Here is a 17,881-nt window from a genome sequence, read left to right on the forward strand (position 1 = left end):
GCCTTGTCGATCTGGTCGTAGGCCGTGAAGGTCGCCCCGCCCGACTCCGCCAGAACCTTCGTGATCGCCGCCGTCAGCGACGTCTTGCCGTGATCAACGTGCCCGATCGTGCCGATGTTGCAGTGCGGCTTCGAACGGGTGAACTTTTCCTTGGCCATCGTGCAATCCTACCGCGGGACCGGCCGCTGCCGGGCGTAAAGGCGCGGTCCGCTTAGAGGCTTGCGCGGCGATGATCAAGCGGCAGGTTTGCCGGGAGACCGAATTGCCGCGTTTGAGCCCTTAGGAAGAGCCGTCGCCGACCGGTTCGTAGAGCCGCTGCGCCTCCGGTGCGCCGCCGCGGCGCTCGCCGAGATCGAGCACCCGCACCAGCATCGTGCCGTGGGGCGCGGCGACGGTCAGGACGTCGCCGCAATGGACCGCCTTGGCCGGTGCATCGGCGCGGGTACCGTTCACGCGGACATGGCCGTCGGTCACGAGACGGGCCGCCATCGAGCGGGTCCGGGCGAAGCGCGCGAACCACAGCCACTTGTCGAGGCGCTGGCGGCCCTCGCTCATTCCGCGCTCGGGCGAAGCGCTCTCAGCGCTTGCCCCCGTCGGATTCGAGCTTCGCCTTCAGTGCGGCGAGCGCCGCGAAGGGCGAATCGGGATCGGGCTGGCGCTCGCGGCGCGGCGGACGCGGCTCGGCGTTCGGGCGGCGGTTGTCGTCGCGGCGGTCGGGCCGGTTGCGCGGGCCCTGGTGATCGCGGCGTGGACCCCCCTCGCCGTCCCGACGCCCGTCCCCCCGCCCCTCGGCGCGGGCCGGGCGACCGCCCTCCGGACGGTCCTCGCGGGGACGGCGTGGGCCGTCGCCCCGCCGCTCGCCGTGGCGTCCATCCTGGCGGCCGTCCTGCCGACCTTCCTGCCGTCCGTCCTGGCGCCCATCCTGACGTCCCTGGCCGCGGCCGGGCCGCTGGCCGGAATGGCGCTGCGGGCGGTGCAGGTGCCAGACCTCGACGGTCTCGGGCGCCGCCGGCTCGGCCGGCTCGGTGCCGGCTTCGGCGACGACGGCTTCCGTGGCAGGCTCTTCCGTCGTCGGCTCTTCGGCGGGAAGCGCCGAATCGGCGGCGTCCACCGCCTCGACCTCGCCGGTCACCGCAGCCTCCTCCGCAGCGACCGCGGTCTCGGCCGGCATCGGCGCCGCAGCTTCGGGGGCAGCAGCTTCAGTGGCAGCCGTCTCGGAAGGCGTTTCCCCCGTCGCGGCCTCGGCCCGTGCCGGCTCCTCGGTCGGAGCCGTCGACTCGGCGGGAGACTCGGCCGTCTCCGCCGCAGCGGATTCGGCTTCGGAAGCGGCGGCCTCCGTCGGCGCCTCGACGCTGTCCTCGGAGGTCGGCTCGACGGCGGGGTCGCCCGCCGTCTCGGTGGCCATGTCCTGAGCCGGCGCCTCGGTCACCGTCTCGTCCGAAGGTGCGGCCTCGGCGGCTCGCGCGGCGGGCACGGTCGGCGCGGCGGCGACCAGCGGCACGGTGATGGCCGGGCCGGGGCGGGTCTGCGCCACGTAGCCGAGCGACTTCAGGATCGAGGCGAAATCCTCGCCCGAGCAGCCGACCAGCGAGGTCATGTTGACGGTAGCCACGAACCCGTCGCCGTCGGCGGTGCCGGCCGGGGGCTCGCCCGGCGTGGTACCGGGGCGGTAGGCGATCGCCGGGCGGATCAGGTCGGCGAGGCGCTCGAGGATGTCGACGCGCACCGCACGCTCGCCGCAGACCCGGAAACCGGCGGCGCGGTAGAGGCCCTTGGCGATGTTGGGATCGACCTTGATCGAGGTGCGGCCGGAGCTGGCCAGATGCGCGATCTCGTCGAGACCCGGCTGGTCGAGGCCGCCGCTCTTGAGCGCCCAGAGCTGGGCGGCGAGCGTGCGCGGCGCCGGCTTCAGCAGCGCCGGCAGGAAGATGTGGTAGGCGCCGAAGCGCACGCCGTGGCGGCGGAGGTTGGCGCGCCCGTCCTGATCGAGGCTGCGCATCTCGTGCGCCACCTTGGCCCGTTCCAGCACGCCGAGCGCCTCGACCACCTGATAGCCGATGCCGCGGGCGAGCCCGGTGAGGTCGGCGGCCGACTCGATCTCCATCAGCGGCCCGAGCAGGCGCACGATATGCGCCCGCAGCCACGCGGTCAGCCGCGTCTCGACCTTCTCGCGGGACGCGCCGGCGAGGCTGTCATCGGCGACGAGGCGGATGCCCGGCTCGAACAGCTTGTCGCCCGGCGTCAGCTTGGCGACCGGGTCGCCGGTCCAGCGGATCACGCCGTCGTGCGAGAGCACCAGGGCGGCGTCGGCCGCCGAGGCGAAGCGGTCGGCCCGCGCCTCGATCTCGCCGGCCAGCGCCTTCTCCGCGGCGGAGCGCAGGGTCTTGGCTTCGTGGCCCTCGGCCTGGGGGTCGGGCACGAATTGGAAGCCGTGAAGACGGCCCACATGTTGACCCTCGACGGTGACGTCACCGCCGGAGGTGATTTCGGCTTCCAGCATCGTCTTCTCTCTCAAGCGCCGCATCAGGACGCTGGTGCGCCTGTCGACGAAGCGGCTCGCGAGGCGCTCGTGCAGGGCGTCGGACAATCTGTCCTCTACCCGACGCGTCTCGCCCTGCCAATGCAGAGGATCGAGCAACCAGTCGGGGCGGTTCGCCACGAAGGTCCAGGTGCGCCCCTGGGCGATGCGCTGGGACAGGGCGTCGATGTCGCCGTCGGTCCGGTCGATCGCCGCCACGTGGCGGGCGAACCAGTCGTTGGGGATGCGCCCCGCCATGCCGCGCATGAGGAAGCGGTAGAGCTGCGCCACGAGGTCGGCATGGGTCTGCGGATGGACCTTGCGGTAGTCCGGCACCCCGCAGGTGTCCCACAGGCGCCGGACCGCCGCCGGCCCCTTCGCCATGTCGCGGATGTCGTCCTCGCGCATCAGGATTTCGAACGCCTGCTGGTCTTCGCCCATGGGGGCGCGGGTCAGGCCCTGCTCGTGCGGATGCTCGTCGAGGCTCGCCTGCAGCTTTTCCAGCGAGGCGAAATCGAGATCGGGATTGCGCCATTGCAGCATGCGCACGGGCTCGAAATCGTGCGTCTCCAGCGCCTCGACCATCTCCGGCTCGAAGGGCGGGCAGCGTCCTGTCGAACCGAATGTGCCGTCGGAGGTATGGCGGCCGGCGCGCCCGGCGATCTGGCCCATCTCGGCGGGCGTCAGCTTGCGGAAGCGGGTGCCGTCGTATTTCCAGTTGGCGGCAAAGGCCACGTGGTCGACGTCGAGGTTGAGCCCCATCCCGACCGCATCGGTGGCGACGAGGTAGTCCACATCGCCGGACTGGTAGAGTTCGACCTGCGCATTGCGGGTGCGGGGCGAGAGCGCCCCGAGCACCACCGCCGCCCCGCCGCGCTGGCGCCGGATCAGTTCGGCGATGGCGTAGACCTCCTCCGCCGAGAAGGCGACGATCGCCGTGCGGTGCGGCAGCCGCGAGATTTTTTTCTCGCCCGCGAAGGTCAGGCTCGAGAGGCGGGGCCGCGTCGTCGTCTGCACGCCGGGGATCAGCGCCTGCACCAGCGGCAGCATGGTCGAGGAGCCGATCAGCAGCGTCTCCTCGCGCCCGCGCCGGTAGAGCAGGCGGTCGGTGAAGACGTGGCCGCGGTCCATGTCGGCGGCGAGCTGGATCTCGTCGATCGCCACGAAGGCGACCTCGAGGTCGCGCGGCATCGCCTCAATGGTGCAGATCCAGTAGCGCGGCCGGTCCGGCTTGATCTTCTCCTCGCCGGTGACGAGGGCGACGTTCTCGGAGCCGACCTTGGCGACGACGCGAAGGTACACCTCGCGGGCGAGCAGCCGCAGCGGCAGGCCGATCATGCCCGTCGGATGCAGCAGCATCCGCTCGATCGCCATGTGGGTCTTGCCCGTATTCGTCGGGCCGAGCACCGCCGTGACGCCGCGCGCGCGGGCCTCGCGGTGAAGGGTGCGGAGCGTCATGCGGAGGGCGGCGATCCCTGCGGCGCTGAGGGCCGTCGGCGGAGCGGAGGGCAGCCGGGCGTGTGGGCCCTGCGACGGAGAACGGCCGCTAGCGGGACGGGAGGTAACGCTGCGGCCTTCCCTCATATGGGATGCCGGCGCCCGGGGCGCCAGCCGGGGCGCCGAGGCTGGGATAGGCGTAGATGTCGATCCGCGGCTGCGGCTGCTGCGGCGTCAGGTCGGTGCAGAGGGTGTCGGGCATCGCCGTGAGCGGGCCGCGCCGGGGCGGTCGGCCTTCGATCACCTGGGCCGAGGAGAAGGCGTCGGGGCCGCAATCGGGACCGGTGGTGAGGGATTCCCCGGCCCAGGCGGCGGGCGCGGCGAGGAGCGGCGGGGCGAGGCAGAGGAGCCGGAGTGCGCTTTTCCGGGTTGTAGGGGGCGTGCACCGGAGCATGGAAAACCCTCTGACCGCTTTCGAACCCCGTTCGAATTCGTGTCCCAACCCGCCTTCCTCATCGTGAGGTGCCCGCGTCAGCGGGCATTGACGGAGGCTCCAGATCCCGCGCGACCCCTGGAGGATCCTTCGAGGCCGCCGCTTCGCGTCGGCACCTCAGGATGAGGGCGGGAGCGGTACGGGCGAGCCGCATCCCGGTGCGAAAAACTACCGCTGCGACAGGCTCGCATCGGCGACGGCGGCCGGCTGGGCCTCGCCGCCGGTGGCGGTCGCGGTGCCGGTCCGGGTCCAGCGGACCGCCTCGATGATGTTGGTGCCGAGGGTGGTGCGAACGGCGATCCGCATCGGCACCAGCACCCGCGTTCCCTCGACGGGGGCGAGCCAGACCGACATGTCGCGGTTGTCTTCCATGAACTTCACTCCCGGCCGGTCGGGCCGGTGGCCGGCGATGGCGACGTAGCGGGCGTTGCAGACCAGAACCGGGCCGCTGTAGCCGGGCTTCTCCACCTGCCGGGTCTCGCCGTAGCTCAGGACCACGTTGAACCGGGTCGCGCCGTCGAAGACGGGGAGCGTGCGGTTGCAGTTCTCCGGGTCGGTGAGATCGGCCCGGGCCCGGGCCGGCATCATCAGGGCGCTGGCCGGATCGATCACGCCGCGCTTGGCCGCGGCCGTGACCGGTACCCGGTCGCCGGTGTCGAGGAGCGGCGGGGTCACCTCGGCCTGGGTGACGTTGCCGTTCGCCAGCGCCATGCGCACGGCGATGCCCGAGCTGCTGGTGCGGGTGGCGATCGAGAAGGCGTTCGGCAGCGGCGCGGCGGCCATGCTGCCCGAGGAGCGGGCCGAGCCCTGTCCGCCGGTCACCGCGCCGACGAGGCCGGTCAGCACCGCCGAGACGTCCACGCGGTAGCGCGCGCCCTCGAAGGCGCCGGTGAGCTGGGCGTTGCCGATCGGAATGCCGGCAAGGTTGACGCTGTAATCGACCGCGACGCCCGCGGGCGCCGCCTTGGTCTTGTGGGCCCGCGGTGCGGCCCCTGCCGCGGCCGGGAGGGCGAGCGCCCCGGCGAGGACGAGGAAGCGGGCGCAAAGGGAAGGCTTGGCGCGCATGGTCGGGACTCTGGGCGGCTCCACGCTCCGGCCGTCTCGGGACGAGGCGGGCCGGACGGTCGAGCTTATCGCGACCCATGGTTAACAGACCGTTCGGCCGGCGCCAGGGGGATGCGCGCGGTCGCCTGCAGCGGGACTGGCTTCGGAGCCCGACCGCCGGCTCAGCCGCCCGGCATCCAGCTCTGCCCGTGATAGACGAAGCGGCCGCTCTCGCTCGCCAGCGCCGCGAGGCCGCTGAAGGCGGGGTCCTTCACGGTGATGATGCTGGTGGGGATGCTGCGCATCTGCTCGGCGAAGGGCGCCTTGCGCTCGAAGGCCTCGCGGAAGCCGCCCCCGCGCAGGACGGGGACGATCCGCGGGGCGATGCCGCCGCCGATATAGACGCCGCCGGTGGCGAGGAAGGTCAGGGCAAGGTCCCCGCAGACCCGGCCCAGCAGCCTGCTGAACAGGGCGAGCGAGGCCTGCGCGTGCGGATCCTCGCCCGAGAGCCCGGTATTCGTGATCTCGGCCGGGTCGCACAGGGATCCGTCGCCCCCCGCCCGCACCGCGCGGATCGCCGCGCAGAGCCGGGCGAGTCCCGGGCCGGAGAGCAGCGTCTCCACCGTCACCCGCCCCTCGACGCGCTCGACCGCCGGCCAGATCGCGGCCTCCTCGGCGTCGGTCGGTCCGAGATCGGTGTGGCCGGCCTCCGTCGAGACGATGGCGAGGCGGTCCTCGTAGGGAATCAGCGCGGCGGCGCCGAAGCCGGTGCCCGGCCCCAGCACGAGGCGGGGGCCTCGGGCCTCGCTCATCTCCGGGCCGATCGGGGTCAGGTCGTCGGGCGCGATGCCGGCCGCGCCGGCAGCGACCGGCACGTAATCGTTGACGAGGGCGACCCGGGCGAGCCCGAAATCCCGGCCGATGGCGGCGGCATCCACCAGCCAATCGGCATTGGTGAGCTGGACGGCCGGCGCATCGACCCGGCCCGCGATCGCCAGGATCGCCGAGCGGGGCGCCGGTGCCCCGCTCTGAGCGAGGGAGGCCCGGATCGCCGCGCTCGGTTCGGGGTGGCCGTGGGTCGCCTCGCGGGAGAGGAGACGGGGCGGCGCGCCCTTGGTCTCGATCAGGCCGAAGCGGGCATTGGTCCCGCCGACATCGCCGATCAGCACCGGAAATTCGAACATCCGCCTCTCGCTTCTCGCCGTGCTTCGCCGCGACCCTAACAGAGGGTGCGCGGGCCGTTCGGCAAGTTGTGAACCAAGCGGCGACCGGTGTCAGGCGGCGGGCAGCGCCTCCGGGTCGATCGGCGCGCCCTCGGCCCAGGCCGTGAGCAGCGCGCGCACCGCGGCCGGATCGGTCAGGCGCCGGCTCGCCACCGTCGCGCCCTCGCCGATGCGCACGCTGACCCCGCCATCCTCGTTGACCGAGGCAAAGGCGATCTCGTCGGTACGGTCGTCGCCCAGGAAGATCGCCCGGCGGCCGGCATAGGGGGGGGCCTCCAGGAACGCGCGGATCGCGTGGCCCTTGGTGGCATCCGCCGGCACGATCTCGCCGACCGCCTTGCCGAGCTGGAGCCGGTAGGCGGCGCCGAGATCGCTCGCCACGGCCTTGACGATCGCCTCGGCCGCCTCCGCATCCCCCGGTGCGGCGAGCCGCCAGTGCACCGCGACCGAGGCGCCCTTGTCCTCGATCAGCACGGCCTCGTAGCGGGCGGTCTCCGCGTGCAGCCGCTCGACGCCCGCGCGAAGGTCCGGGTGATCCTCCGGCCGTCCCCCGCTCAAGCGCCCGTCCACCCGGCGCTCGACGCCGTGCAGGCCGGCGACGTCGAACCGGGCCGGCGTCAGGAAGTCGTCGATCACCGCGACCGGCCGCCCGGTGACGATCGCGAGCGCCCCGCCGAGCCGTTCGCGCAGCCGCTCCAGGGCGGGCACGAGATCGGGATCGACCCGCACCGCATCGGGCCTCGGTGCGATCTCGACGAGCGTGCCGTCGAAATCGAGGAACAGGGCGTAGTCTGCGGTGTCGCTCACGGCGTCGTCCTTCTCTCGGGCTCTCCCTGCGCTAGCATGGGGGCGGGTTGCGACAAACCGGTGATGCGCCACCCCCGATGCGACACCTACGGAGGACCCCGTGCGCCCCATCCCCGTCCGCCCCGGCCCGGGGCAGGAAAGCGTCTGGGACTATCCCCGCCCGCCCCGGCTGGAGCCGGTGCCGGAGCGCCTGACGGTGATCCTCGGCGGTCAGACCATCGCCGCGACCACGGCCGGATTCCGGGTGCTGGAGACGAGTCACCCGCCGACCTACTACTTCCCGCCCGAGGCGATCGCGGCGGGCGTGCTCGGGCCCCCGCGCCGGGCGGGGATCTGCGAGTGGAAGGGCCGGGCGGTGCTGTTCGACGTGACGGGCGGCGCCAAGCGGGCGCCGGGGGCGGCCTGGGCCTATCCCGACCCGACGCCGGACTTCCGGTCGATCGCCGGCTACGTCGCCTTCTATGCCGGGCCGATGGATGCCTGCCTCGTCGGCGACGTGCGGGCCGAGCCGCAGCCCGGCGGCTTCTACGGCGGCTGGATCACGCCGGGCCTCGTCGGCCCGTTCAAGGGCGGACCCGGCACGATGGGCTGGTAACCGCTTCCGGGCTGGCGCCGCTCCATCTGAGGCCGCTACACCGGCCTTAGGACACGAACGCGAGGAGCCTTGCATGCAGGTCGAGACCGATCCCCGAGATGTCGGCCTCTGCCCCGACCGCCTGGAGCGGATCGACGCCTGGATGCGGCGCTACGTGGAGAGCGGGCGCCTCGCCGGCCTCTCGGTCAGCGTTCTTCGCGGCGGAAGAACCGCCTTCTTCCGCGCCCACGGTCACGCCGACCTCGCGCGGGAAAAACCGTTCGCCGCCGACACGATCACCCGCATCTACTCGATGACGAAACCGCTGACCTCGCTCGCGGTGCTGATGCTCTACGAAGAGGGGCTGTTTCAGCTCGACGATCCGGTGGCGCGCGTCCTGCCCGAGTTCGGGGAGATGCGGGTGGTGACCGGCGGCAACCGGGCCAAGCTCGAGACCGAGCCGGCGCTCCGCCCCATCACCATCCGCGACCTCCTCACCCACACCAGCGGTCTGACCTACGGCTTCATGGAGGCGACCCTCGTCGACGCGCTCTACCGGCAGAACGAGATCGACTTCCAGACCTCGACCCTGCCGCTCGGCGAACTGGTCGCGCGGCTCGCGCAGCAGCCGCTCCTGGCCCAGCCGGGAGCGGAGTGGAACTACTCGGTGGCCACGGACGTGCTCGGCCACTTCGTGTCGGTGGTGTCGGGCCAGGACTTCGCCGATTTCATGCGCGCGCGCATCCTGCGCCCGCTCGGCATGGACGACACCGATTTCTTCGTCCGGCAGGAGAAGCAGGCGCGGCTTGCGGCGAACTACGCCTTCGACCGCGCCGGGAGACTGCGCCTCTACGACGACAGCGTCGGCAGCCGCTTCCTGTCGCCGCCGCCGCTGGCCTCGGGTGGGGGCGGGCTCGTCTCCACCGCCGCCGATTACCTGCGCTTCTGCCGGATGATCCTGAATCTCGGCGAGCTCGACGGGGTGCGGCTTCTCGGCCGCAAGACCGTGGAACTGATGCTGATGAACCACCTGCCCGGCGACCTCGCCGCCATGGGGCAGCCACGCTTCGCCGAATCCTCCTATGCCGGCATCGGCTTCGGGCTCGGATTCTCGGTCATGCTCGATCCCGCCCGCGCCCAGATCCTCGGCACGCCGGGGGAAGTCTCCTGGGGCGGGGTGGCGAGCACCTCGTTCTGGATCGATCCGGACGAGGACATGGCGGTGGTGCTGCTCGCCCAGCTCGTCCCCTCCTCGGCGCTGCCCCTGCGGCGTGAGTTGCGCGTGCTGACCTACGCCGCGATCGACGTCTGAAGCGGGCCGCGATCCCGCCGTCGACCGCATCTCCGAGAGGGACGGCGGGCAGCCTCGTGGCGGGCCCGCGAGCCGGTCGCGCGCACGTAAGCCCTTACGATAATTGTAGAATCGACTGCCCATGCGCCGCCTTGCCTGGCGCTCCCAAGAAAAGCTTGAGTGTGGTTTCAAAAAAATCTTAAACCCTGATTACACGGTTGATGCAGTGCAAACTCGTCGTTTTGATCGAGATTTTTTGTCGTCTCACGAGACAGCTTGATTGAACTTTAGTGCCGGCGCTGGTTGGATCCAGCCTTAGAACAAAACCAAGTTGGGCAGGAAAACATGGCGAGTGCCGAGCCTTGGAACGCCACCCGCGCGGCCGGGATCGTCGCCGAGCTGCAATCTCTGGAGGGCGCGACTCTCCCTATATTGCATGCTCTGCAGGAAACCTTCGGCTACGTCGACGCGGAAGCGGTGCCGATGATCGCCGAGGCGCTCAACCTGTCCCGCGCCGAAGTGCATGGCTGCCTGACCTTCTACCATGACTTCCGGCGCGAGCCGCCGGCCGGGCGCCATCACGTGAAGCTGTGCCGGGCCGAGGCCTGCCAAGCGATGGGATCCGACCGGCTGCACGGCGAGATCCTCTCGCGGATGGGCTGTGACTGGCACGGCACCAGCGCCGACGGTGTCACCGTCGAGCCGGTCTACTGCCTGGGCCTGTGCGCCAACGCGCCGGCCGCCCTCGTCGATGACGAGCCGCTGGCCCGCCTCTCCGCCGAATCCCTCGACGCCGCCCTCAAGGAGGCCCGCGCGTGAGCATCACCGTCTACGTCCCGCAGGACGCCGTCGCCCTCGGGCTCGGCGCCAACCGCGTCGCCCGCGCCATCTTCGCCGGGGCCGAACGGCGCGGCCTCGACGTGCGCATCGTCCGCACCGGCACCCGCGGCCTGCTCTGGCTCGAGCCGATGGTCGAGGTCGCGACGTCTGAGGGCCGCATCGCCTACGGCCCCGTGACCCCGGGCGATGTCGAGGGCCTGCTCGACGCCGGCTTCGTCGAGGGCGGCGCGCACGCCCTCCGCCTCGGCAAGCCCGAGGAAATTCCCTTTCTCGCCAAGCAGCATCGCCTGACCTTCCATCGCTGCGGCGTGGTCGATCCGGTCTCGGTCGAGGATTACCGGGCCCATGGCGGCTATCGCGGTCTCGAAGCCGCGCTGAAGTGTGAGGCCGAGGGCATCGTCGCCCAGGTGCGCGATTCAGGGCTGCGCGGGCGCGGCGGCGCCGGCTTCCCGGCGGGCATCAAGTGGAACACGGTGATGCTGGCCAAGTCGGACCAGAAATACGTGGTCTGCAACGCCGACGAGGGCGATTCCGGCACCTTCGCCGACCGGATCATGATGGAGGGCGACCCCTTCAACCTGATCGAGGGCATGACCATCGCCGCGGTCGCGACCGGCGCCACGCGGGGCTACATCTACTGTCGTTCCGAGTACCCGCAGAGCTTCAAGACCCTGCGCGACGCCATCGCCAACGGCGTCAAGGCCGGCGTGCTAGGCGACAACATCCTGGGAAGTGGCAAAAGCTTCCATCTGGAAGTCCGGCTCGGGGCCGGCGCCTATATCTGTGGCGAGGAAACCTCGCTGCTGGAGAGCCTCGAGGGCAAGCGCGGCATCGTCCGGGCCAAGCCGCCGATCCCGGCGCTCAAGGGCTTCCTCGGCAAGCCGACGCTGGTCAACAACGTGATGACCTTCACGGCCGTGCCCTACATCATGGAGCACGGCGCCAAGGCCTATGCCGAGTACGGCATGGGCCGCTCGCTCGGCACCCTGCCGATCCAGCTCGCTGGCAACATCAAGCATGGCGGCCTGATCGAGTACGCCTTCGGCATCACCATCCGGCAGGTCATCGACGAGTTCGGCGGCGGCACGGCCTCGGGCCGTCCGGTGCGGGCGGTGCAGGTCGGCGGTCCGCTCGGCGCCTACTTCCCCGACGAATTGCTCGACACGCCCCTCGATTACGAGGCGATGGCGGCCAACAAGGGCCTCGTCGGCCATGGCGGCATCGTGGTGTTCGACGACACGGTCGACATGGCCAGACAGGCCCGCTTCGCCTTCGAGTTCTGCGCCACCGAATCCTGCGGCAAGTGCACCCCCTGCCGCATCGGCGCCACCCGCGGCGTCGAGACCATGGACAAGGTCATCTCCGGCATCCGCCCGGAGGCCAATCTCAAGCTCGTCGAGGATCTCTGCGAGATCATGACCGACGGCTCGCTCTGCGCCATGGGCGGCCTGACGCCGATGCCCGTGATGAGCGCGATCACCAACTTCCCGGAAGATTTTCGGCGCGCGGGGGATCTCCCCGTCGCGGCCGAGTGAGGAGGCAGCCGATGACCCTCATCAAGGAAATCGACTACGGCACGCCGATCCGGCTCAACGAGCAGACGGTGACGCTGACCATCGACGGCGAGAGCGTGACGGTGCCCGCGGGCACCTCGGTCATGGCCGCCGCGATGCATATGGGGACCAAGATCCCCAAGCTCTGCGCCACCGACTCGCTGGAGCCCTTCGGCTCCTGCCGCATGTGCCTCGTCGAGATCGACGGACGGCGCGGCACGCCGGCCTCCTGCACCACGCCGGCCGAGAACGGCATGGTCGTGCACACGCAGTCGGACAAGCTGCACCGCCTGCGCAAGGGCGTGATGGAGCTCTACATCTCCGACCACCCGCTCGACTGCCTGACCTGCGCCGCCAACGGCGATTGCGAGCTTCAGGACACGGCCGGTCAGGTCGGCCTGCGCGACGTGCGCTACGGCTATGACGGCGACAACCACGTCAAGCCGTCCTCCGACCGCTACCTGCCCAAGGACGAGTCGAACCCCTACTTCACCTACGACCCGTCGAAGTGCATCGTCTGCAACCGCTGCGTCCGCGCCTGCGAGGAGACGCAAGGAACCTTCGCGCTCACCATCGAGGGCCGCGGCTTCGACAGCCGCGTCGCCGCCGGCCCGACCAACTTCATGCAGTCCGAATGCGTGTCCTGCGGCGCCTGCGTCCAGGCCTGCCCGACCGCGACCCTGCAGGAGAAGACGGTCCACGAGTTCGGCCAGCCCGACCATTCGGCGGTGACGACCTGCGCCTATTGCGGCGTCGGCTGCGCCTTCAAGGCCGAGATGCAGGGTGACCGGGTCATCCGCATGGTGCCCTACAAGGGCGGCAAGGCCAACGAGGGCCATAGCTGCGTCAAGGGCCGCTTCGCCTACGGCTACGCCACCCACAAGGACCGCATCACCAAGCCGATGATCCGTGAGAAGATCACGGATCCGTGGCGGGAGGTCTCCTGGGAGGAGGCGATCAACCACGCCGCTTCCGAGTTCAAGCGCATCCAGGCGAAGTACGGCCGCGACTCGGTCGGCGGCATCACCTCGTCGCGCTGCACCAACGAGGAGGCCTACCTCGTTCAGAAGCTCGTGCGCGCGGCCTTCGGCAACAACAACGTCGATACCTGCGCCCGCGTCTGCCACTCGCCGACCGGCTACGGCCTGATGTCGACGCTGGGCACCTCCGCCGGCACGCAGGACTTCAAGTCGGTCGAGGAATCCGATGTGATCCTCGTCATCGGCGCCAACCCGACCGACGGCCACCCGGTCTTCGGTTCGCGCATGAAGAAGCGCCTGCGCGAGGGCGCCCGGCTCATCGTCGCCGACCCGCGCAAGATCGACCTCGTGAAGTCGCCCCACATCAAGGCCGACTACCACCTGCCCTTGAAGCCCGGATCCAACGTCGCCTTCATCAACGCCTTCGCCCACGTGATCGTGACCGAGGGGCTGATCGCCGAGGACTACGTCCGCGAGCGCTGCGATCTGGCCGAGTTCGAGTCCTGGGCCCGCTTCATCGCCGAGGAGCGCAACTCGCCGGAGGCCGCGCAGGCGATCACCGGCGTCGATCCGCAGGCGATCCGTGAGGCCGCCCGCCTCTACGCCACCGGCGGCAAGGCGGCGATCTACTACGGCCTCGGCGTGACCGAGCACAGCCAGGGCTCGACCATGGTGATGGGCATGGCCAACATCGCCATGGCCACCGGCAATATCGGCATGGTGGGCGCGGGCGTGAACCCGCTGCGCGGCCAGAACAACGTGCAGGGCTCCTGCGACATGGGCTCGTTCCCGCACGAGCTGCCGGGCTACCGCCACGTCTCGGACGACGCCACCCGCGAGAGCTTCGAGGCGATCTGGGGGGCCAAGCTCGACAGCGCGCCGGGCCTGCGCATCACCAACATGCTGGACGAGGCCGTCGGCGGCACGTTCAAGGGCATGTACATCCAGGGCGAGGACATCGCGCAGTCCGACCCCGACACCCATCACGTCACCTCCGGCCTCAAGGCCATGGAGTGCATCGTGATCCAGGACATCTTCCTGAACGAGACGGCCAAGTACGCCCACGTCTTCCTGCCGGGCGCCTCGTTCCTGGAAAAGGACGGCACCTTCACCAATGCCGAGCGGCGCATCAGCCGCGTGCGCAAGGTGATGGCGCCCCTCGGCGGCTACGGCGACTGGGAGGGCACGATCCTGCTCGCCCGCGCGCTCGGCTACGAGATGAACTACAGCCACCCGTCCGAGATCATGGACGAGATCGCCCGCCTCACCCCGAGCTTCACCGGCGTCTCCTACCAGAAGCTGGAGGAACTCGGCTCGATCCAGTGGCCGTGCAACGAGAAGGCGCCGCTCGGCACCCCGATGATGCACGTCGACCGGTTCGTGCGCGGCAAGGGCCGCTTCATGATCACGGAATACGTGCCGACCGACGAGCGGACCACGGGCAAGTTCCCGCTGATCCTGACCACCGGACGCATCCTCTCGCAGTACAATGTCGGCGCGCAGACCCGGCGCACCGAGAACTCGCGCTGGCACGAGGAGGACGTGCTGGAGATCCATCCCTTCGACGCGGAGATGCGCGGCATCGTCGACGGCGACTTGGTTGCGTTGGAGAGCCGCTCGGGCGACATCGCGCTGAAGGCCAAGGTCACCGAACGGATGCAGCCGGGGATCGTCTACACGACCTTCCACCACGCCAAGACCGGCGCCAACGTCATCACCACCGACTTTTCGGACTGGGCCACCAACTGTCCCGAATACAAGGTGACGGCGGTGCAGGTGCGGCGCACGAACCGGCCCTCCGACTGGCAGGCGAAATTCTTCGAGGAAGATTTCTCGCTCACCCGCATCGCCGAAGCCGCGGAGTAGTTTCTCCGAGTTCCGGGGGCGGGCCTTCGGTCCGCCCTCACTCCCTCGACTCTGACCGTACGAAGCGGCCGCGTCGTCCATCCTCGCGAGCGGAAAGCGGAGCAATCCAGCCGCGTGACCGCTCCGGACCGAGCGGCGCCCTGGATCGCTTCGGTTCCGCCCCGCGAGGACGGACCGGCGAGCCGGGCCGGCACGGCATCGAATCAAGACACACAAGCCCGAGCAGGCGATGAGCGCGACGAATCTCAACGACAAGCTGGTTCGGATGGCCAACCAGATCGCCCTGTTCTTCCGGTCCTATCCGGAGGACGAGGCGGTGTCGGGCATCCACAAGCATATCGTGGCGTTCTGGACGCCGAAGATGCGCCGCGACCTCGAAGGCTATGCCGACGAGGCCGGCGAGCGGCTGGACCCCCTGGTGCACAAGGCGCTTCGCGAGGAGCCGACGACCGAGAGCCCGGTGCGCCCGGCCACCCGCAACCCGCAGCTCGCGGGCGAGGGCGCCAGCGACGCGGGCTGATACGCTTCGCGGCCCGATGGCTTGAGAAGCCTGACGCAATCGTCCTACCACGGCGGGAGCCCGCCCTGCCCGCGGGCGTCGGGGCGGCGCATACGTGATCGACAAGCTGGAATTCCTGCTGGCGCTCGCCCGCGAGCAACATTTCGGGCGCGCGGCGGAATCCTGCGGCGTCACCCAGCAGACCCTTTCGGCCGGGGTGAAGAGCCTGGAGGACCGCTTCGGCGTGCGCCTCGTCCAGCGCGGCTCGCGCTTCCAGGGATTCACCCCCGAGGGTGACCGGGTGCTGGCCTGGGGCCGCCGCATCGTCGGCGATACCCGGGCGATGCAGGACGACGTCGCCGCCCTGCGCCGGGGTCTCTCCGGCCACCTGCGCATCGCCGCGGTGCCGACCGCCCTGCCGATGGTGGCCGCCCTGACCACGCCCTACCGGGCGCGCTACCCGAACGTGCGCTTCAGCGTCATCTCCACGACCTCGGAGGAGATCTTCTCGCTGATCGACAACCTCGAGGCCGATGCGGGGCTGACCTATCTCGACAACGAGCCGCTCGGCCGCGTCATCGCCGTGCCGCTCTACACCGAGCACTACCAGCTGCTCACCGCGGCGGGGGGACCCTACGACGACCGGGCCAGCGTGACCTGGGCCGAGCTGGCGAAGATTCCGCTCTGCCTGTTGACGCCGAACATGCAGAACCGGCGCATCATCGACCAGCAGCTCCGCGCGGCCGGCGGCGAGCCGGCGCCGACGCTGGAATCGAATTCCATGGTCGTGCTGATGACCCATGTGCGCACGCTGCAATGGGCGAGCGTGATGCCGGCGATCCTCGCCGACGCCCTGGGGCCGACCGAGGGGCTGCGGGCGATCCCGATCGTCGAACCCGATCTGCGCCACGCCATCGGCCTCGTCGCCCCGCGCCGCGATCCGGCCACGCCGATGGTCACCGCGCTGGTCAGCGTCGCCCGCACCGTGGCCCGTACCCTCGACGCGGACGATCCGGTCTCGGCGGCACCGCAGGACCCGGCGACGAGCTGAGTTCGCGATTCCGAAGAGATTACCCCCTGGACCGGTCATCGGGGCGGCGATCCGACCGCCCCCGGGGAAATCAGGTGCTCGGCCGCTGGAGCAGGGCGCATTGGGTCAGCGCACCCTGGTCCCTGCGCATGACGGCGCAGGTCACGCGGGCGCCATCGACATCGACGGTGCTGTGACGCTTGGCCTGCGAGCCGTCGCGGGCCTGGCGGGCGGCTTCCTTCAGTCGGTCCGGCGCGATCCCCGTCACGGCATGCCCTGCCTTCACGAACAGCGCGTCGTACTCCGGCGGCACGGTCTCGCCCTTGTACTGTGCGCCGACCGAGGACTGATCCCCGGCGCAGGAGAGCGTCAGCGAGGTCTGTGGGCCGGCATCGAACCGGGCGAAATCGGCGTTGCGCTCGGCGACTTCGGCCCCGGTGGCGGCCCGCACCCGCTCGATCAGGTCGGAGCAGGAGGATTCCGCCAGGGCCGGCGAGGCGGCGAGGACGAGGAGAAGGGCGAGGGCCGTGCGCATGGCGCGATGTTAGGACGAAGCGGCAAGGCGCGTCTGTGGGAGCGGGCTGAGGCGTAGCGCCGCTCCGGACGCGCGGGGTGCGTTCAAGGGAGCGCGCTCAGCATTGACAGCACGGGCGCCAAGGTCACGGGTGCCACGGCTCGGCGGGCACGTCCGCCGCCTCCGTCGCGTCCTGCCCGTCGAGCTGGGCCTGGATCGCCCGCAGCGCCTCCTGCACCCCCTGCCCCGAGGCGGCCGAGAGCACCAGCGGCTTGCCCCCGGCCGCGCGCTTCAACCGGGCCAGCTGCTGCTTGAGCGTGTCGGCGTCGAGCGCGTCCGCCTTGGAGAGCGCCACGATCTCCGGCTTGTCGGCGAGGCCGCCGCCATAGGCTTCGAGCTCGCGCCGCACCAGTTTGTAGGCCTTGCCCGCATGCTCGCTCGTGCCCTCCACGAGGTGCAGCAGCACCCGGCAGCGCTCGACATGGGCGAGGAAGCGGTCGCCGAGGCCGACGCCCTCGTGCGCACCCTCGATGAGTCCTGGAATGTCGGCCAGCACGAATTCGCGGGCGTCGGAGCGCACCACGCCGAGGCCGGGATGGAGCGTGGTGAAGGGATAGTCGGCGATCTTCGGCTTGGCGGCGGTGACGGTCGCCAGGAAGGTCGACTTGCCCGCGTTCGGCAGGCCGACGAGGCCGGCATCGGCGATGAGCTTGAGGCGCAGGATCAGCCACATCTCCTGGCCTTCCTGACCGGGATTGGCGTGGCGCGGGGCGCGGTTCGTGGAGGTGGTGAAGTAGGCGTTGCCGAAGCCGCCATTGCCGCCCTTGGCGAGCCGCACCCGCTGGCCGACCTCCGTCATGTCGGCGATCAGGGTTTCGCCGTCCTCGGCGAAGACCTGCGTGCCCGCGGGCACCTGAAGCACCGCATCGTCGCCCTTGGCGCCGTGGCAGTTCGAGCCCATGCCGTGCTCGCCCTTCCTGGCCTTGAAGTGCTGCCGGTAACGGTAGTCGATCAGGGTGTTGAGCCCCTGCACGCACTCGATCCAGACGTCGCCGCCCCGGCCGCCGTCGCCGCCGTTCGGGCCGCCGAACTCGATGAACTTTTCCCGCCGGAACGAGACGCAGCCGGGACCGCCGTCGCCGGAGCGGACGTAGACCTTGGCTTCGTCGAGGAATTTCACGGTGCTTCGCCTCGGATTCGGGACCGGGGACC

16 protein-coding genes are annotated in these 17,881 nt (G+C 70.6%); 7 read left to right on the top strand and 9 right to left on the bottom strand.

The genetic code is table 11. The annotated features are described in order from the left end of the window. The 7 genes from HNR01_RS20225 to otsB form a co-directional block, all read right to left on the bottom strand. The coding region (locus HNR01_RS20225) for a GTP-binding protein (RefSeq protein WP_246417579.1) at positions 1-158 on the bottom strand (158 nt) is incomplete at its 3' end. A gap of 121 nt (positions 159-279) precedes the next feature. Continuing rightward, positions 280-555 carry an RNA-binding S4 domain-containing protein gene (locus tag HNR01_RS20230; RefSeq protein ID WP_096487203.1) on the bottom strand — a complete coding sequence of 92 codons (276 nt, stop codon included), beginning with the start codon at positions 553-555 and terminating at the stop codon, positions 280-282. Positions 556-577: 22 nt separating this feature from the next. Beyond that, positions 578-3,976, bottom strand: coding sequence for a helicase-related protein (locus HNR01_RS20235; protein WP_183669385.1), 3,399 nt, complete (start codon positions 3,974-3,976; stop codon positions 578-580). An 88-nt stretch (positions 3,977-4,064) separates the two neighbouring features. Beyond that, on the bottom strand, positions 4,065-4,409 hold the full coding sequence (locus HNR01_RS20240) for a hypothetical protein (protein ID WP_183669387.1): 345 nt from the start codon (positions 4,407-4,409) through the stop codon (positions 4,065-4,067). Between the two features lie 207 nt (positions 4,410-4,616). After that, positions 4,617-5,513: a DUF3108 domain-containing protein gene (locus tag HNR01_RS20245; protein ID WP_183669389.1), complete on the bottom strand. Its 897-nt coding sequence runs from the start codon at positions 5,511-5,513 to the stop codon at positions 4,617-4,619. Between the two features lie 161 nt (positions 5,514-5,674). After that, positions 5,675-6,676: a glucokinase gene (locus HNR01_RS20250; RefSeq protein ID WP_183669391.1), complete on the bottom strand. Its 1,002-nt coding sequence runs from the start codon at positions 6,674-6,676 to the stop codon at positions 5,675-5,677. A 90-nt stretch (positions 6,677-6,766) separates the two neighbouring features. Next, positions 6,767-7,522 (bottom strand): trehalose-phosphatase, encoded by a 756-nt coding sequence (otsB, locus tag HNR01_RS20255; RefSeq protein ID WP_183669393.1) that lies wholly within the window; start codon positions 7,520-7,522, stop codon positions 6,767-6,769. Between the two features lie 100 nt (positions 7,523-7,622). On the opposite strand from otsB, the gene HNR01_RS20260 reads away from it, so the two are divergent. The 7 genes from HNR01_RS20260 to HNR01_RS20290 all read left to right on the top strand — a co-directional run bounded on the left by HNR01_RS20260 (position 7,623) and on the right by HNR01_RS20290 (position 16,176). Then, positions 7,623-8,117, top strand: a complete 495-nt coding sequence (locus HNR01_RS20260) for a DUF427 domain-containing protein (protein ID WP_183669395.1) — start codon at positions 7,623-7,625, stop codon at positions 8,115-8,117. A 73-nt stretch (positions 8,118-8,190) separates the two neighbouring features. Further along, positions 8,191-9,408 (top strand): serine hydrolase domain-containing protein, encoded by a 1,218-nt coding sequence (locus tag HNR01_RS20265; RefSeq protein WP_183669397.1) that lies wholly within the window; start codon positions 8,191-8,193, stop codon positions 9,406-9,408. A 324-nt stretch (positions 9,409-9,732) separates the two neighbouring features. Continuing rightward, the gene (locus HNR01_RS20270; protein WP_017483730.1) at positions 9,733-10,206 is read left to right on the top strand and encodes a formate dehydrogenase subunit gamma; all 474 of its coding nucleotides are present in this window, start codon (positions 9,733-9,735) and stop codon (positions 10,204-10,206) included. Next, the gene (locus tag HNR01_RS20275; protein WP_183669399.1) at positions 10,203-11,762 is read left to right on the top strand and encodes a formate dehydrogenase beta subunit; all 1,560 of its coding nucleotides are present in this window, start codon (positions 10,203-10,205) and stop codon (positions 11,760-11,762) included. The genes HNR01_RS20270 and HNR01_RS20275 overlap by 4 nt, the downstream gene beginning before the upstream one ends. 11 nt (positions 11,763-11,773) lie before the next feature. Further along, entirely contained in the window at positions 11,774-14,626 is a 2,853-nt protein-coding gene (fdhF, locus tag HNR01_RS20280) for a formate dehydrogenase subunit alpha (protein ID WP_183669400.1), read from the top strand. 229 nt (positions 14,627-14,855) lie between these two features. Then, entirely contained in the window at positions 14,856-15,146 is a 291-nt protein-coding gene (locus HNR01_RS20285) for a formate dehydrogenase subunit delta (RefSeq protein WP_017483727.1), read from the top strand. Positions 15,147-15,240: 94 nt separating this feature from the next. Next, the gene (locus HNR01_RS20290; protein ID WP_183669402.1) at positions 15,241-16,176 is read left to right on the top strand and encodes a LysR family transcriptional regulator; all 936 of its coding nucleotides are present in this window, start codon (positions 15,241-15,243) and stop codon (positions 16,174-16,176) included. A gap of 70 nt (positions 16,177-16,246) precedes the next feature. Here HNR01_RS20290 and HNR01_RS20295 read toward each other — a convergent pair whose 3' ends face one another. Both HNR01_RS20295 and obgE read right to left on the bottom strand, forming a co-directional pair. After that, positions 16,247-16,690, bottom strand: coding sequence for a hypothetical protein (locus tag HNR01_RS20295; protein ID WP_183669404.1), 444 nt, complete (start codon positions 16,688-16,690; stop codon positions 16,247-16,249). A gap of 124 nt (positions 16,691-16,814) precedes the next feature. Further along, positions 16,815-17,849: a GTPase ObgE gene (gene obgE, locus HNR01_RS20300; RefSeq protein WP_017483724.1), complete on the bottom strand. Its 1,035-nt coding sequence runs from the start codon at positions 17,847-17,849 to the stop codon at positions 16,815-16,817. Between the last annotated feature and the right edge of the window lie 32 nt (positions 17,850-17,881).

Source organism: Methylorubrum rhodesianum, from assembly GCF_014199985.1.
Taxonomy (GTDB): domain Bacteria; phylum Pseudomonadota; class Alphaproteobacteria; order Rhizobiales; family Beijerinckiaceae; genus Methylobacterium; species Methylobacterium rhodesianum.

Coding starts and splice junctions, on each gene's coding strand:
- HNR01_RS20230 (WP_096487203.1), bottom strand. CDS start 555: ATGAGCGAGGGCCGCCAGCGCCTCGACAAGTGGCTGTGGTTCGCGCGC.
- HNR01_RS20235 (WP_183669385.1), bottom strand. CDS start 3,976: ATGACGCTCCGCACCCTTCACCGCGAGGCCCGCGCGCGCGGCGTCACG.
- HNR01_RS20240 (WP_183669387.1), bottom strand. CDS start 4,409: ATGCTCCGGTGCACGCCCCCTACAACCCGGAAAAGCGCACTCCGGCTC.
- HNR01_RS20245 (WP_183669389.1), bottom strand. CDS start 5,513: ATGCGCGCCAAGCCTTCCCTTTGCGCCCGCTTCCTCGTCCTCGCCGGG.
- HNR01_RS20250 (WP_183669391.1), bottom strand. CDS start 6,676: ATGTTCGAATTTCCGGTGCTGATCGGCGATGTCGGCGGGACCAATGCC.
- HNR01_RS20265 (WP_183669397.1), top strand. CDS start 8,191: ATGCAGGTCGAGACCGATCCCCGAGATGTCGGCCTCTGCCCCGACCGC.
- HNR01_RS20270 (WP_017483730.1), top strand. CDS start 9,733: ATGGCGAGTGCCGAGCCTTGGAACGCCACCCGCGCGGCCGGGATCGTC.
- fdhF (WP_183669400.1), top strand. CDS start 11,774: ATGACCCTCATCAAGGAAATCGACTACGGCACGCCGATCCGGCTCAAC.
- HNR01_RS20285 (WP_017483727.1), top strand. CDS start 14,856: ATGAGCGCGACGAATCTCAACGACAAGCTGGTTCGGATGGCCAACCAG.
- HNR01_RS20295 (WP_183669404.1), bottom strand. CDS start 16,690: ATGCGCACGGCCCTCGCCCTTCTCCTCGTCCTCGCCGCCTCGCCGGCC.